The organism is Ferrovibrio sp., from assembly GCF_965278975.1.
Taxonomy (GTDB): domain Bacteria; phylum Pseudomonadota; class Alphaproteobacteria; order Ferrovibrionales; family Ferrovibrionaceae; genus Ferrovibrio.
Genome location: NZ_OZ257126.1, coordinates 561,404 through 576,219 on the forward strand (window position 1 = coordinate 561,404; position 14,816 = coordinate 576,219).

Sequence of the window (14,816 nt, forward strand, 5' to 3'; positions counted from 1 at the left end):
CTGTACCTCAGGCTTTCTTTTCTTGAGGTGTTTCCAGCAAAAGGCAAAGGCGGCTGACACTTGTCAACGCGGCCAAAGTCAATCCAATGAAAGCAGCAAATTTGATCGGATAGATTGGAAAAGCGAACAAAGATACAGACTTCTCGTTCATCCCCCAGCTTTGCATGAAAAGCCGCCACATTGCATAAGCAAGAACCGCATAAACCGGGATACTTATTATTGCAGATATTTTGTCGGAGAAGCCGCGAAATGCTCCATCTCCCAAGCCCAGAAAGAGATCAACACGAATATGATCATTTCGCGCGATAACAACCGGCAAGGCGAGAAATACGCTCACGGTGAAGAGTGATTGTGAAATGTCTATGGTCGCCGGCGGCCGGTAACCAATAGTATTTCCCAATACGATATCTATGGCACCAATCACCATGATGATCAGCATGCAGATACCACAAAGCTGATAAACGATGGCGTTTGCTCTATCGGTCCAGTATCTGAACCCCGTCATGTATCGCATCAATTCCCTCCCCGGGACATTTCCCACCAGTCGAATGATAATCACATATCGGCTCGATGATTTTCCCGGCAGCATATGTGCGTGCAGACCGGAGACAAATACCGGAAACAATCAACCTGCCGCACAGAACCATGCCAACTGCGGCCACCTGGTCTTTCTTCAGCAGCGCGGCGGAACTCCCCAACGCCGCAACAGATCGTCGCAATCCCACGCCGCTTCATGGGAAAGCTGCTGTAATTCCCCAGGTGTGCGGCTAAACCGCGGCGCCGGTGCCGGCTGCAGCACGCCTTGATGCTCAACCACAGTGCTGCGGGCCCGCACATGCGGATGACGGCTCATCTCGGCGATATTCAGAATCGGCGCGAAGCAAGCATCTTCTGACTCAAGGATCGCCACCCATTCATCACGCGTGCGGCTGGCAAAAACGGCAGCGAAAATCCGTTCCAGTTCCGGCCAGCGGGTACGGTCGAACTGGTCGGGCAGATCGCTCTCCGTCAAACCCATGCGGCTGATCAGGGTGCCGTAGAACTTGGTTTCTATGGCGCCGATAGCGATGAACTGGCCATCTGCCGTGCGGTAGGCGCGATACCAGGGGGCAGCACCGTCGATCATGTTGCTCTGCCGCTCCAGCTTCCAGGTACCGGCGGCCAGCATGCTGAAGAACGGCGCCATCAATGCCGCCGTGCCGTCGACAATGGCGGCATCCACCACCTGCCCCTGGCCAGAGCGCTGCGCCTCGATATAGGCGGCGAGCACGCCAAAGGCCAGAAACATGGCACCGCCACCGTTATCACCCACCAGGTTGAGTGGTGGCGGCGGCACATCTTCAGCCGGCCCGATAGGATGCAAGGCGCCGGCGAGTGCGATGTAGTTGATGTCATGACCTGCCCGCTGCGCCAGCGGCCCGCTCTGCCCCCAGCCGGTCATCCTGCCGAATACCAGCTTCGGATTGCGGCGCCAGGTGTCCTCCGGCCCCAGTCCGAGCCGCTCCATGACTCCAGGCCGGAAGCCTTCGATGAGGAAATCGGCTTTGCCGCAGAGGTCGAGCAGATAGTCGCGGTCTGCCGGCTGCTTCAGATCCAGCATCAGGGTGCGGCGGCCGCGCAGCATGATATCCGCCCGGCGATCGATGGTAACGCTCGGCTCGCGCTTGAAGGGCGCTTCGATGCGCAGAATCTCCGCGCCCAGATCGGCCAGAAGCATTGCGGCCATCGGCGCCGGGCCGATGCCGGCAAGCTCAATGCCTCTGATTCCCGTCAAAGGTCCCGACACGATCACTCCCTAGAATTCGTTGTTCTTATTTCTGGAGTATTGAACGCAGCCCATCCTTGTCAACACGAAAATAAAAATTGAACCATTTTTCATTTTTTGTTGACTCCACCCCGGCTGCGGGTGTAGCCCGGAACACAACCAAGGGAGCAGAAACGGAGACGCAAGCAGTGATGCAACGCCCTATCTTCAATGAGGAACACAAGGTTTTTCGCGAATCCGCCAGGCGCTTCTTCGCCGAGCATGTGACGCCCTATCGCGAGAAATTCGAGCAGCAAGGCCATGTTGATCGTGAACTCTGGCATAAGGCAGGCCAGATGGGCTTCCTGTGCATGACGGCTCCGGCGCAATATGGCGGCGCGGAAGTCGACCGGAAATTCCCTGCGGTATTCCTCGAAGAGGCAGCCTATGCCGGCCAGACCGGGCCAGGCTTCTGGCTGCATTCCGATATGGCCTCGCCTTACATCGCCAGCTATGGCAGCGAGGATCAGAAACGCACCTGGCTGCCACAGCTTATTGCAGGCAGCAAGATCATGGCCATTGCCATGAGCGAACCCGGCGGCGGCTCCAACTTGGCGGGTATCCGCACCCGAGCGGTGCGCGATGGGGATGATTACATCATCAACGGGTCAAAGACATTCATCTCCAATGGCTGGATGGCTGATCTGGTATTGGTAGTGGCGAAGACAGACCCGCAGGCCGGCGCCAAGGGCATTTCCCTGTTCCTCATTGAATCCAACACACCGGGCTTCAATCGCGGCCGCCTGCTGAACAAGCTGGGGATGAAGGCACAGGATACCGCCGAGCTGTATTTCGAGGATATGCGGGTGCCGAAAGAGAATATGCTCGGCGAAGAAGGCCAAGGCTTCAAATACCTGATGACCGAACTGGCATGGGAAAGGACCCAGATCGCCATACAGGCCATGGCGGTGATCGAGCGGGCGATTACCGATGCCTTCACCTATACCAGTGAACGCGAAGTCTTCGGCAAACCCGTCGCGTCCTATCAGAACACACAGTTCAAGCTCGCCGACTACATGATGGATGCCAAGGCCGGCCGCCTTTTTGTGGATGACTGTATTCAGAAATCTGCTGATGGCGTACTCGACCCGGTCTCCGCCGCAATGGCGAAGGCTTGGGTAACCGAATTGGAAGGCCGCGTGCTGGATGGCTGCCTGCAGCTCTATGGTGGCTACGGCTTCATCTGGGATTTCCCGATTGCCCGCGCCTACGCAGATGCCCGATCGCAGCGCATCGTCGGTGGCACCAATGAGATCATGCGTCAGATTGTCGCCCGTTCAATGCCACAGATCGTCACTGAATACGGGCTGTAAACGTGACCGAGGCCGCACCCGTTACCAAGCCAGCCAGGCGCCGCCGCTCCAGAGCGGAGCGCGCGAAAGAGAATCGCGAGGCCCTGATCAATGCCGCCGCCGCCATCGTCGGTGAAAGCGGCTATGAAGCCGCAACCATTGCCGAAGTAACGAGGCGAGCGGGGCTTTCACTCGGCCTGTTCTACCAGTATTTCGAAAGCCGGGACGATCTTTTCCGGCAACTGCTGCCAGCAGTTGGATCGCACCTGATCACCACCCTTGGGCACGAATTCCACGATGCCAAGTCCGTGGTTGAAGGCGAAGTGCGGGCAATCAAGGCATATTTCGAGTATGTATCCTCCGGATCACCGATCATGCGTATTTTCAAGGAAGCCGAAGTCTACGCACCGGCGGCCTATCATGACCACATGACGAATGTGCTGCAGCGCTACACGAAATCCCTACGCCACCAGAAGGAATCTGGCAACTACAAGGGCTTCACTGATCGCGAACTGCGCGTGGTGGCGGTACTGCTGACATCGGCCCGCCTCGGACTCTATGAGCAGCTGGTGAGCAAGGGCGAGGATCCGACTTGGATCAGCAATGCCTTTGCCAAGATTATAAAAGCCCTATCCCAGGTGAAGTAATTCGGTCGGCGGTCCGCAAAAATATGAAAACACTCACCTTGAGTATTCATTATCCAAAGACGATCCTGCACGGCCTGCAGCACGATCTGGAGAAATGCCAGCAATTCCTACAGGAATCCAATATAGCGCCATCTGTACTACAGGAAGCCAAAGCCCGTGTGCCGATAGAAAGCCATGTCCGGCTCTATCAGAAGATCGCGCCACATATAGACGATGAAGCCTTTGGCTACCTGCCGCGCCGCCTGCGCTTCGGCACCTTTGCCATCGCCTGCGAATATGCCGCAAATGCCGCCACGATAGGCGAAGCTTTGCAGAAAATATGCCGTTTCTATGGCGCAGTGACCGACGATGTCAGCCTGACACTCAAGACCATAGGCAAGGAAGCACGGTTCATGGTAGAGCTGCGCCGCCCGGAGCTGGACACCGCACATTTTGTGGTAGAGACCTTCATGTGCATCGGCTTCCGTCTCTCCTCCTGGCTGGCCGGCCGCGCCATTACACTGCAGCACTGCAACTTCACCTACACGCCCACCCAGAATCTAAACGAATATATCTACCTGTTTCCCTGTGAACATCGCTTCGCCCAATCCGGCCCGAACATGCTTTCTTTCGCTGCGCAGTATCTCAATCTGCCCGTTCTCAAAACCGCGTCGGATGTCGAAGCCTATAACCGACGGGCGCCGCTGGACCTGCTGAACAAACTGATCGGTACTGACAGCCTGACTAACCGTGTCTATGTGGCACTCAGCCGCAAGACCGAGGACGATGCGCAGAATTCCAAGATCATCGCCAGCGAAATGGCAATGACCGAACAAACCCTGCGCCGCCACCTGCGTCAGGAGGGCAATACTTTTCAGAAAATCAAGGACAGCCTACGGCTAGATACTGCGGTATTTCACCTCACCAACAACAAATACACCATCGCCGAGATTTCAGAACGCCTCGGCTTTTCCACCCCCAGCGCTTTCAGTCGTGCTTTCAAGGGATGGACTGGTGCAACACCGGAATCCTACCGCCACCGCTGAAAGAGTCTGCCAGATCAGCACAGCAGTTTGGCAGTTCTGGTCATGTCCATATCCCGCGCACTTCCTATTCTAGGTCCGAATGGGCGACGAAACAGCTCGTGTTGGTATCAGGCAGGACGAAAAAATGGGATTGCAAGACAAGGTAGTGGTGATTACCGGCGGCGGTCGTGGCATTGGGCAGGGCATTGCTTATCATTTGGCCCAGCATGGCGCCCGAATCGCCATCATCGACGTTAACTCAGCGACGATCGAAGAAACCGTTTCACGAATCGGCATCCAGGCCAAAGGCTATGTTTGCGATATTACCAGCGAGCCAGCCGTTGAAAATTGCTTCTCCGAAATCGCGAAAGATTTTGGTGCCATTCATGGCCTGGTGAACAACGCTGGCATTATCCGGGATGGCCTGATGGTCAAGGTCCGCGATGGCAAGGTGGTATCGAAACTCAGCCTGGCGGATTTTGACAAGGTGATGGATGTATGCCTTAAGGGGGCGTTTCTATGCGCTCGCGAAGCGGTCGCGCATATGCTAGCGGGCGATGGCGCCGACCGCGCCATCGTCAACATCTCCTCTGGTTCCTTCCGCGGTAACTACGGGCAGACCAACTATTCCGCCGCCAAGGCCGGACTGGTGGCAATGAGCCGGGTCTGGGCCAAGGAATATGGCCGTTATGGCATCCGCTCGATGGTGATTGCCCCCGGCGCCGTAGATACCGATCTGCTTCGCTCCATGCCGGTTGAAGGCTTGAAGGCTCTGGCAGCACAGATTCCAGTACGACGCATTGGCCAGATCGAGAATATCGCCATGGCTGTGGCCCATATTTTCACCAACGACTACCTCACCGGTTCCATTCTTGAAGTGAATGGCGGCATGGTGGTTTGAACTCCCTTCCTCAACTACCCATGGAGCGTGATTTGCAGGCCGCTCCATGGGCGTTTTAATGAACATAAGAATGTCGGTATCCGTTATTCTTGCCTGCACTCTTTGACCTCAAAATACCTTTGCCTTTGCAACAGCGCCCCAAGAGGCGTGAAGCGGCATCAAGAGGAGAGGGTATTGAACAAAGCGCGCCAAATTCCGGTGCCAACACCGGAAACAGCTCATTTCTGGGAGGGGGCAAAAAAGGGAGAGTTGCTGCTACAGCAATGTAAGGCCTGCGAGCACACCTATTTTCCTCCCCGACCCTTCTGCCCATCATGTGGCGCTGACAAGATCAAGGTCGTCAAATCTGCCGGCAAAGGCCGGATTCACACCTTCATCATCTCGAATTTTCGCTCCCCGGGATTCACTCCGCCCTATTCCATCGCAGTGGTGCAACTTGATGAAGGTCCGCGCATGCTGACCAACATTGTCGGCTGTCCGCAGGATTCGGTATCGATCAAAATGGAAATGCCGGTCGAAGCTGTGTTCGAATCAGTAAGCGACGAGATCAACTTGGTGATGTTCAAGCCTGTGGAGACTGCCTGAATGCCGCGCCATAGTGTAGCCATTGTTGGCGCCGCCGAGAGCGACCGTATCGGGATCGTCGATGACATGAGTCAGGTGCAGCTGCATTGCAATGCGGCGCTGCGTGCCATGGAAGATGCCGGCCTGACGCCCAAGGACATTGACGGCATCGCCTCTGCCGAAGAAGTACCCTGGACCATCGCTGCGGCACTTGGCATCACCCCCACCTGGGTGGATGGCACTGACGTCGGCGGATGCGCTTATATGCTGCATCTGCGGCATGCCGTTGCTGCGATCCAGGCCGGCCACGCCACCACAATTCTGATCACCCATGGCGAGAGCGGCCGGTCGCGGCTTGGCACCACCGGCCTGGATATGAAGTACACCGACAACCATCGCCAGTTCGAACTGCCCTACGGCGCCACAATGCCGCCGACCATGTTCACGCTGCCAGTGCGGCGCTTCATGTATGAAACCGGCCTCACTGCCGAGCATCTTGCCTGGGCGCATGTACGCCAGCGTGAATGGGCGGCAATGAATCCGCGCGCCTATCTCCGCGACCCGGTGACAGTGGACGATGTTCTGTCCTCGACAATGATCGCCGACCCGATCACCAAGCTAATGTGCTGCCTGGTCACCGATGCAGGGGGGGCTATCATTCTGACCAGCGCCGACCGGGCCAAGGACCTGCGGCAAAAGCCGATCTACTACATGGGCGGTGGCGAGACTGTCAGCATGAACAACATCAGTCAGATGGCTGATTTCACCCGCGCTGACGTCTTCTCGGTTTCCAGCCACAAGGCATTCCAGGAGGCCAGTATCGGCAAGGCCGACGTGGATCACCTGATGATCTACGACGCATTTGCGCATCTGCCGATCTATGGCCTTGAGGCCATCGGGTTTGTCGGTCGTGGCGAAGCCGGTGATTTCATCAAGGAAGGTCATACCGCGCCCGGCGGCTCGCTTCCACTTAATACCAATGGCGGTGGCATGTGCTACACCCATCCCGGTCGCTATGGCATGTTCGCTTTGCAGGAAGGTATCCGGCAATTGCGTGGCACTGCTGCGGCCCAGGTGGATGGCGTCGAGATTTCCATGGTGCAGGGCGTGGGCGGCATGTTCTTTGCCGCCGGCACCGCCATTCTTACTAATGTGCCATGACCACACTACAGTCGACGCAGCAACCATGATTGTCCGCGAGAGCCGCCATGGTGGATAGAAGCAAAGCCGGCTACACCTTGCCGCCGCTCTATTACGAAGTCGAAAAGGGGCAATTGCGCTTCTTCTCCAAGGTGATTGGCGAAACCGATCCAATCTATTTTGATGAGGCGGCAGCAAAGGCCGCCGGCTACCGTTCAATCCTGGCACCGCCGACTTTCTGCTTCAGTTGCCTGCGTGGATCGGCCGATGAAATGCCGTATGTCACCGCGCTCGGCATGAGTGATGACGAACTCGGTCGCTCTCTTCATGGAGAACAGAGTTTCGAGTTTCACGAGCCGGTCTGCGCTGGCGATAAGCTCACGATCACCGAGAAGATCGTCGATATTTTCGAGAAGAAATCCGGCAGCTTGCTTTTCATTCTTACCGAAACTCGTCTGGTCAATCAACTGGAGCAGTTGGCGGCGCGCATGCAGGCCAGCCTGATCATCAAGGCGGAACCTGCAGCATGAACCAGCACGTTCCCAGCATGATACAGGTCGGCTACCGGTTGCCGGACCTGAGCCTACCACCGATTTCACGCAAGACCTTGGCTCTGTTCGCCGGCGCCTCCCACGACCATACCGCTATCCATATCGAACCAGCCATCGCCCAGGCCATGGGGCATGAGGATGTGATCGCCCATGGCATGCTGGTTATGGCCAGTATGGCCAGACTGCTCACTCGCTGGCGGCCACAACGCAATATCCAGCGGCTGAAAGCTAGGTTCCTGGCCACGGTGGCGGTTGGCGACGCGCTCAGCTTCACCGGCCATGTCGCATCGCTTGATGAGCACGATGGCCTGCGTTGTGCCGGCATTATCATCAACGGTGCCACGCAGCATGGCCACCCGGTCATCACAGGGGAAGCGGACGTCATACTGTAGGACTGCATTATGGGAGGACCGCGATGGCGGAAACATTATTGGTCGAACAGGACCAGCATATCGTCACGCTCACCCTGAACATGCCGGATACGGCCAATGCCCTATCCGATACCAGCTTCTGCGCCAGCATCATCGAGCAGTTCGACCGCCTGGGCAGCGACGACTCCGTGCGCTGCATCATTCTAACCGGTGCGGGCAAGTTCTTCTGCTCCGGCGGCAACGTCAAGCATATCCGCGACAAACAGTCCATCTTCGGCGGCGACACGTTTGCCGTCATGAACCAGTATCGCCGCAGCGTGCAGAAACTGGCCCGCACGGTCTGGCAGTGTGAATTGCCAATAATCGCCGCCGTTAATGGCGCCGCCTATGGTGCCGGCTGTGATCTGGCCTTGATGGCCGATATCCGAATCGCCGGACCTACTGCCCGTTTCGCGGAGAACTTCGTTCAGCTTGGACTGATTCCGGGTGATGGTGGTTCCTGGCTGCTGCCACGGCAGATCGGCCTGTCGCGGGCTGCGGAAATGACCTTCACAGCGGATCCAATCGATGCTGCCACGGCCTTGAAATGGGGGCTGGTTTCCTCCGTGGTGCCTGAAAATAAACTGATCGAAACCGCACAGGCTATAGCTGCGCGTATCGCACGCCATCCACCGCGCCAGTTGCGTCTGACCAAACGCCTGATGCGCGAAGGCCTGAATACCACACTGGAAAGCAGCCTGGAGCTGGCGGCGATTTATCAGGGTGCGTCACACCAGACCAGAGATCACGCCGAGGCGGTAAGTGCCATGCTGGAGCGGCGCAGTGCAACCTATAACGGCGACTGAGCTATGACTGGCACAGAACCCGATTATATCGGCCTCGGACTTTTTCTCGAAGATTGGCTCCTTGGCCGCCGCTTCAGAACCATCGGCCGCACCATAACCGATGCCGATATAACCAATTTCGTGAATGCCACCGGTATGGTGGAAGTGCTGTTCACCGACCTGGACTATGTTGCCCAGTCTTCATCGTTCAAGGCCCGGCCGGCGCCCGGCATCATGGTCTATGCTTTTGCCGAGGGCCTGCAGATGCAGGCTGCCCTGCAACATACTGGCATTGCCTATCTTGGCGGCGAAATCACAGTGAAAACACCCTGCCTCGCCGGCGACACCATCCATGTCGTCGTTACCGTCAGCGAAACACGCCCAACATCGAAACCTGGGCGCGGCATCGTCACCACCCACAATGCCGTCATCAACCAACGGGGCGACACGGTGCTGGAATATACAGCCAAAAGAATGGTGAAAAGCCGCATGCCCCAGCAAAAGGCGGCCAAGGGAGAAAATTCAGGATGATAGACCTCAACCAGGCGGCAGGTGGCAATACCCTCTGGACCAGCTATGTCGATGACGCCTTTGTGCAGGAACTCAGGCGCTTCGTTTCCACGCATATCGCCCCGCAAGCCGATCGGATCGACCGTGACGACATCTATCCGGTGGAGATCGTCAAAGCACTGGCAGAGCTGGGCTACAACACCCTGACGCTGGAAACGGCCCATGGTGGCGGTGGACGTTCCTATCCTTTTGCCGCCTGTGCGCTGGAGGAAATATCATTCGCCAGTGCAGCCACTGGAATCTGCCTGATCACGATCTACCAGGCACAGACCATGATCCGCCTGTTCGGGCAGGACAGCCTGAAGCAGCTTTTCCTGCCGCAGTTCTCCCGCGGCCTGATCAGCGCTTATGCTCTTACCGAATCGAACCACGGCAGCGACATCACCCAGCTTGATACCAAGGCGCGGCGCGATGGCGACGACTGGATCATCCAGGGTGAGAAGCATTTCATTACGTCTGGTACCGCAGCGGAATTCTACATCATTCTGGCCGAAACCCCGGTCGGGGTAACCGTCTTCGCGGTGCCTGGCGATACGCCGGGTGTCTCGCGCTATGAAGGCAACAATTCGGCGACCTTCGGTCTGCGCAATGGCCCACACATGAACATCGTGTTCGACAATGTGCGGGTGCCCGCTGATCATATGATCGGCATCGAGGGCAAGGGGGTGCGCCAGGCGGTCAGTGTGTTGAACTATTCGCGCACACTAGCCGGCGCCGTATCGCTCGGTATCGCGCGCGCCGCCTATGAGGGAGCCTTGGATTTCGCCCGCAAACGTCGGGCGTTCAAACAACAGGTGATCGATTTCCAGGGAATCCAATGGTATTTCTCGGACATGCTGACCGAGATAGATGCAGCACGGCTGCTGGTCTATCGTGCCGCCCAGGCATTGAGCGATGGCCATCAGATTCCGCGCTGGGGCAGCGAGGCCAAATACAAGGCGGCCAGCGTGGCGACCCAGGTAGCCAGCCTGTGCGCGCAGATCTGCGGCGCCTATGGCATCATGGAGAATGCGCCTTTCGGCCGCTACCTGCGCGACGCCAAGGCCTATGAGGTGGCCGGGGGTTCCGCCGAAATCCTCAAGAACACCATCGCCAAAAGCCTGGCGCAGCTTGCCACGGCAGGACAGGGGGCGGCACCATGAGCACCCTTGCCGTCAAACTCGCCGAGCGCGCCCGCCAGGATGGCAGCCATCCCGCCATCGTTACCGATGAAGGCACCTGGAGCTGGGCCGAACTGGCCAGCCAATCCTTCCGCCTCTCCAGTTATCTGCGCCGCCAGGGTTTGCGTAAGGGAGATCGGGTCGCCTTGATCTGCAGCAACCGCACCGCCTATCTGATCGCCTGGTTCGCCGCTGCGAATATCGGCGCCATAGCGGTTACCGTTAATATAGGCCTGGTCGGCGACGGTCTGCGCTATGCCTTGATGCAGTCCCAATCCAGCTTCCTGTTGATTGAGGAATCACTGCATCGAACCCTTGGAGCAGAGATCGACCGGATAGACCAGCCACTTGTCAAACTGCGCTTCGCCGATGAAGCCGAAATTGCCGCCATGACGCAAGGCGAGCCTGAGGATGCGGTTTATGACGGCCTGGGCAGCGAGCCGATCACCATTGTCTACACCTCCGGCACCACGGGGTCCCCGAAGGGGGTGCTGAATTGCCATAAAGCCTATCTGGAAAGCGGCCGGCGGCTGGCCGAAGCCCTGAATATCACGGCAGACGACCGGATCATGGTGATGCTGCCGCTGTTTCACGCCAATCCACAGATCTACGCCGTGATGACCGCGCTGGAAACCGGCTGCACCATCATCATCCGCAAACGCTTCTCGGCCAGCCGGGTATTCGACGAGGCGCGGCAGTTCGGTGCCACCATGTTCACCTATGTCGGCTCGGTACTGGCAATGATCGCGGCTAAACTTCCCGATGGCGACAAGAACCACCATGTCACGCGTTGCGTCGGGGGTGGCTGCTCGCCGGAGGTTTGGCATAAAATGCAAGACCAGTTCGGCGTTACGCCGTTCGAACTCTATGGCATGTCGGAAACTGCCGGCTGGGCGAGCTCGAACTCCATCGCGCATTACCGCTTCGGCTCCTGCGGCAAGGTGCGCGATGATATTGAACTGATACTGGTCGATGGACAGGACAACCCGGTGCCGCGAGGCAAGCCTGGTGAGATCGTGATGCGGCCCCGCGAACCCTTCCGCATCCTGCTCGAATACTGGAACAATCCAACAGCCTCCCAGGAAGCGTCGCGGAATTTCTGGTTCCACAGCGGCGATCTCGGGCGCTTCGATGAGGAGGGCTTCCTTTATTTCCTTGGCCGCAGCAAGGAAATCATCCGTAAAGGCGGTGAGAATATCTCACCTACTGCCCTGGAAGAACTGATCCTGACGTTCGGCAAGGTGCGAGATGTAGCCGCGGTAGCCGTGCCAGATCCCATCTTGGAAGAGGAAATCAAAGTCTGCGTCGTAGCAGATAACCCCTTCCCCATCGAGGAGTTGCGCAGCTTTCTGGCAACGCGGGTGCCGAAATACATGCTGCCACGTTACCTGCAGTTCGTCGCGGAAATTCCACGCACCGAGACGCAGAAGATCCGGCGCAAACCGCTACAAGAAAACCTGCAAGGCATCATCGACGCGCAACAAGCCTAGCTGGCTCAAGAACAACACAAAACGCATCGGCCGAAATGAAAAAGGGAGGCATCCGTATGGATGCCTCCCTTTCCGTTGCCTGGGGATCAGGCTTAGTTGACCAGTTTGGCCCGGTATTTCTGCAGGATATCGGCAATTGCCTTGGCGGCCTCCGGCTGTCCCTGTGCGGCAATATCCTTTTCCCAGATCTTGGGCATGTTCGGTTCGGCGGCGACGAACTTCTTTTCGTCCTCGAAATGAACATAGGTCATGCCCTTCGCCGGCATGTCCATCTTGATGGTGTTGGTCATCACCTCAGCAAGATACTTCGCCTCGTCGACACTGCTCTGCTCGGCCGCTGACACCAGCAGTTCCTGCACCTTCTTCGGCAAACCATCAAACTTCTTGCGATTGACCAGCAACTGGGTTGCCGGCACGGCTCCAAGGTTGAGGTCGATGGCGAATTTCGCCACTTCATTCAGCTTCGAGGAAATGGCGAAATCATGCGACATCCAGGCGCAGTCGATCAGGCCCTTTTCCAGGCCTTCATACATTTCAGCGAAGGCGATGGTCTGCGGGCTGGCACCGAAGGTATTGAAGAAAATCGGCGGATACTTGCCATTGGCACGGATCCGCTTGCCCTTCAGGTCTTCCATGGTCTTGATCGGCTTGGTGCAGGTCAAGTTATAGGGATTCGCCGTGGTAGTGTTGAGGATGACGATATTGGCCTTGGTCAATTCGGCCTGTACTGGCGGCAACGAAAAGATTTCCATTGAGGCCTTGCGCGCATCTGTTGGCGTGGCAAACGTACGCTGCATGTTGCCGACTACGCCGGAAAGCGGGAATTGGCTCGGCAGATAGCCTAATGCGGTGGAGCCGAAATCGACCGAACCCGCACCAACGAGGTCCGGAATCTCTGTCGGACCACCCATGGCGCCAGACCAGAATACCTTGAACTTGATCCTGCCGCCGCTGCGCTGCTCGACAATCTCCATCCAACGTACATCGAACTTTGCCAGGGCATTGTTGGCGGCAACCATGTGGGCATAGGTAAAGTTCAGGCGTGGATAGGCTTCATCTGCCCGAACGGGCGACGCCAAGCACAGAGCCGAAACGATCGCTGCGGCTACATAGCCGGTAAATTTCAACATTTTGTCCCTCCCAAAGGCTCTTTGTTGTCGATGTCGGCTCTCAAGCCCTGCGGACCATCTCTTTGAATCAATCGATGGCAGCAATGACAACCTGCATCGCTCAAGATTTTCGGGATTTTTGCTGTTTTGCACATAACCGCTTCGGACATTTTGCAAGGCGGTCAAGATCAATATTGAACAGAGATGCATTCGCGCGCAGATAGCAACCTTAAATCGTGATGAGGCGTCTTGGTTTGCTTTGTGGCCTGACCACGTCATCCCCACAGAGAAAGCGACGCGTTAGAGCGTTCCTTCCCTTTGCTCATGTTGAGGCCAAGGCAGCACTCCAAGCCCCCCTGAATGGGGCAATATGCAGTAAGTCTTACCTTTTGAAGGACGAGCCACGCAGCATCACACTTACAGGATTTGCCGGCATTCGGACCATCCGCCCGCATGGCTTCGAGCCGCACGGCACAGCAAAGCCAGCCAATGCCACTTGGCGTCCGTCAGGTATTACCAATCACATAGTATCTGATTGAGCAGCGGACCGTCGCTTCAATGCTGGGCGCCGACCTCAATGGCATCGAACAGACGCCGCAGACGGTTACAGGCAGCTGCGAAGCTCGGCTCTTCCAGCGTATCAAGATTGCGTGGCCGTGGAATGTCGCAGGCGATATCCTCCACTACCCGTCCTGGCGAAGATGACATCACCAGGATACGGTCCGAGAGGAACACCGCTTCCGGTATGCTGTGGGTGATGAACAGCACCGTCTTCTTCGCATCCGTCCAGATACGCTGGAGTTCCAGCGACATTTTTTCACGCGTCATCGCATCCAGCGCTGCGAATGGCTCATCCATCAGCAGCAGCTTGGGATCATGCACCAAGGCGCGGGCAATGCCGACGCGCTGCTGCATGCCACCTGACAACTCATTCGGATAGTGATTGCGGAAACGGTGCAGTCCCACCATCTCGATCAGTGCTTCGGCACGCGCGGCATATTCCTTCTGCGGTAGCTTGAGCGTGCGGACCGGTACCATGACATTTTCCATCACGGTGAGCCACGGCAGCAATGTCGGGCGCTGGAATACCACGCCGACATCGGGGCGCGGGCCCTTGACCGGGATGCCACCCAACAGGGCTTGGCCGGCGCTGGGCTTGAGCAGCCCAGACACCACGCCCAGCAGTGTGGATTTGCCGCAACCGGACGGGCCTAGAACCGAGACGAATTCACCATCATGGATCTTGGCCGACAGACTGCTCACCGCCGTGACCGGCCCACGCGAGGACGCGTAGGTCACGGTCATACGGTCTATATCCAGCAGCACCGGCCGGTCTGCCGCCGCCGCATTACCGCTTACCATACCCGCCCCCGCCGCACTAACCATGGA

The 14,816-nt window shown here is 57.4% G+C and carries 16 protein-coding genes; 12 read left to right on the forward strand and 4 right to left on the reverse strand.

Annotated features, from left to right (window positions below; translation table 11 throughout):
* Positions 1-7: 7 nt before the first annotated feature.
* Complete coding sequence (locus tag ACQY7X_RS02665) at positions 8-514, reverse strand: TRAP transporter small permease subunit (protein ID WP_428248300.1); 507 nt, start codon at positions 512-514, stop codon at positions 8-10.
* 159 nt (positions 515-673) lie between these two features.
* Positions 674-1,726, reverse strand: coding sequence for a CaiB/BaiF CoA transferase family protein (locus ACQY7X_RS02670; RefSeq protein ID WP_428248301.1), 1,053 nt, complete (start codon positions 1,724-1,726; stop codon positions 674-676).
* Between the two features lie 137 nt (positions 1,727-1,863).
* Between ACQY7X_RS02670 and ACQY7X_RS02675 the strand changes: the two genes are divergently transcribed.
* The 12 genes from ACQY7X_RS02675 (at position 1,864) to ACQY7X_RS02730 (ending at position 12,318) form a co-directional block, all read left to right on the forward strand.
* A complete protein-coding gene (locus tag ACQY7X_RS02675) occupies positions 1,864-3,117 on the forward strand; it encodes an acyl-CoA dehydrogenase family protein (RefSeq protein ID WP_428248302.1) in 1,254 nt (417 codons plus the stop codon).
* A 2-nt stretch (positions 3,118-3,119) separates the two neighbouring features.
* Complete coding sequence (locus ACQY7X_RS02680) at positions 3,120-3,743, forward strand: TetR/AcrR family transcriptional regulator (protein WP_428248303.1); 624 nt, start codon at positions 3,120-3,122, stop codon at positions 3,741-3,743.
* Positions 3,744-3,766: 23 nt separating this feature from the next.
* On the forward strand, positions 3,767-4,768 hold the full coding sequence (locus ACQY7X_RS02685) for an AraC family transcriptional regulator (protein WP_428248304.1): 1,002 nt from the start codon (positions 3,767-3,769) through the stop codon (positions 4,766-4,768).
* A 79-nt stretch (positions 4,769-4,847) separates the two neighbouring features.
* Positions 4,848-5,648: an SDR family oxidoreductase gene (locus ACQY7X_RS02690; protein WP_428248305.1), complete on the forward strand. Its 801-nt coding sequence runs from the start codon at positions 4,848-4,850 to the stop codon at positions 5,646-5,648.
* 174 nt (positions 5,649-5,822) lie between these two features.
* Positions 5,823-6,233, forward strand: a complete 411-nt coding sequence (locus ACQY7X_RS02695) for a Zn-ribbon domain-containing OB-fold protein (RefSeq protein ID WP_428248306.1) — start codon at positions 5,823-5,825, stop codon at positions 6,231-6,233.
* Entirely contained in the window at positions 6,234-7,373 is a 1,140-nt protein-coding gene (locus ACQY7X_RS02700) for a thiolase C-terminal domain-containing protein (protein WP_428248307.1), read from the forward strand.
* Between the two features lie 47 nt (positions 7,374-7,420).
* Positions 7,421-7,882 (forward strand): MaoC family dehydratase N-terminal domain-containing protein, encoded by a 462-nt coding sequence (locus ACQY7X_RS02705; RefSeq protein ID WP_428248308.1) that lies wholly within the window; start codon positions 7,421-7,423, stop codon positions 7,880-7,882.
* A complete protein-coding gene (locus ACQY7X_RS02710) occupies positions 7,879-8,295 on the forward strand; it encodes a MaoC/PaaZ C-terminal domain-containing protein (protein ID WP_428248309.1) in 417 nt (138 codons plus the stop codon). Before ACQY7X_RS02705 ends, ACQY7X_RS02710 begins: the two co-directional genes overlap by 4 nt.
* Positions 8,296-8,318: 23 nt before the next feature.
* Positions 8,319-9,119, forward strand: coding sequence for a crotonase/enoyl-CoA hydratase family protein (locus tag ACQY7X_RS02715; protein ID WP_428248310.1), 801 nt, complete (start codon positions 8,319-8,321; stop codon positions 9,117-9,119).
* A 3-nt stretch (positions 9,120-9,122) separates the two neighbouring features.
* Positions 9,123-9,629 (forward strand): MaoC family dehydratase, encoded by a 507-nt coding sequence (locus ACQY7X_RS02720; RefSeq protein WP_428248311.1) that lies wholly within the window; start codon positions 9,123-9,125, stop codon positions 9,627-9,629.
* On the forward strand, positions 9,626-10,810 hold the full coding sequence (locus ACQY7X_RS02725) for an acyl-CoA dehydrogenase family protein (protein ID WP_428248312.1): 1,185 nt from the start codon (positions 9,626-9,628) through the stop codon (positions 10,808-10,810). Before ACQY7X_RS02720 ends, ACQY7X_RS02725 begins: the two co-directional genes overlap by 4 nt.
* A complete protein-coding gene (locus ACQY7X_RS02730) occupies positions 10,807-12,318 on the forward strand; it encodes a class I adenylate-forming enzyme family protein (RefSeq protein WP_428248313.1) in 1,512 nt (503 codons plus the stop codon). The genes ACQY7X_RS02725 and ACQY7X_RS02730 overlap by 4 nt, the downstream gene beginning before the upstream one ends.
* Positions 12,319-12,410: 92 nt before the next feature.
* Here the strand turns inward: ACQY7X_RS02730 and ACQY7X_RS02735 are convergent, their stop codons facing one another.
* Both ACQY7X_RS02735 and ACQY7X_RS02740 read right to left on the reverse strand, forming a co-directional pair.
* Entirely contained in the window at positions 12,411-13,448 is a 1,038-nt protein-coding gene (locus ACQY7X_RS02735) for a TRAP transporter substrate-binding protein (protein ID WP_428248314.1), read from the reverse strand.
* A gap of 534 nt (positions 13,449-13,982) precedes the next feature.
* Positions 13,983-14,789, reverse strand: a complete 807-nt coding sequence (locus ACQY7X_RS02740; protein WP_428248315.1) for an ABC transporter ATP-binding protein — start codon at positions 14,787-14,789, stop codon at positions 13,983-13,985.
* Between the last annotated feature and the right edge of the window lie 27 nt (positions 14,790-14,816).

Bases quoted from the DNA above. Each gene is read 5' to 3' on its own strand.
- ACQY7X_RS02670 (WP_428248301.1), bottom strand. From the start codon at position 1,726: ATGGCCGCAATGCTTCTGGCCGATCTGGGCGCGGAGATTCTGCGCATC.
- ACQY7X_RS02735 (WP_428248314.1), bottom strand. From the start codon at position 13,448: ATGTTGAAATTTACCGGCTATGTAGCCGCAGCGATCGTTTCGGCTCTG.
- ACQY7X_RS02710 (WP_428248309.1), top strand. From the start codon at position 7,879: ATGAACCAGCACGTTCCCAGCATGATACAGGTCGGCTACCGGTTGCCG.
- ACQY7X_RS02725 (WP_428248312.1), top strand. From the start codon at position 9,626: ATGATAGACCTCAACCAGGCGGCAGGTGGCAATACCCTCTGGACCAGC.
- ACQY7X_RS02705 (WP_428248308.1), top strand. From the start codon at position 7,421: ATGGTGGATAGAAGCAAAGCCGGCTACACCTTGCCGCCGCTCTATTAC.
- ACQY7X_RS02685 (WP_428248304.1), top strand. From the start codon at position 3,767: ATGAAAACACTCACCTTGAGTATTCATTATCCAAAGACGATCCTGCAC.
- ACQY7X_RS02665 (WP_428248300.1), bottom strand. From the start codon at position 514: ATGCGATACATGACGGGGTTCAGATACTGGACCGATAGAGCAAACGCC.
- ACQY7X_RS02690 (WP_428248305.1), top strand. From the start codon at position 4,848: ATGGGCGACGAAACAGCTCGTGTTGGTATCAGGCAGGACGAAAAAATG.
- ACQY7X_RS02720 (WP_428248311.1), top strand. From the start codon at position 9,123: ATGACTGGCACAGAACCCGATTATATCGGCCTCGGACTTTTTCTCGAA.
- ACQY7X_RS02730 (WP_428248313.1), top strand. From the start codon at position 10,807: ATGAGCACCCTTGCCGTCAAACTCGCCGAGCGCGCCCGCCAGGATGGC.
- ACQY7X_RS02700 (WP_428248307.1), top strand. From the start codon at position 6,234: ATGCCGCGCCATAGTGTAGCCATTGTTGGCGCCGCCGAGAGCGACCGT.
- ACQY7X_RS02715 (WP_428248310.1), top strand. From the start codon at position 8,319: ATGGCGGAAACATTATTGGTCGAACAGGACCAGCATATCGTCACGCTC.
- ACQY7X_RS02740 (WP_428248315.1), bottom strand. From the start codon at position 14,789: ATGGTAAGCGGTAATGCGGCGGCGGCAGACCGGCCGGTGCTGCTGGAT.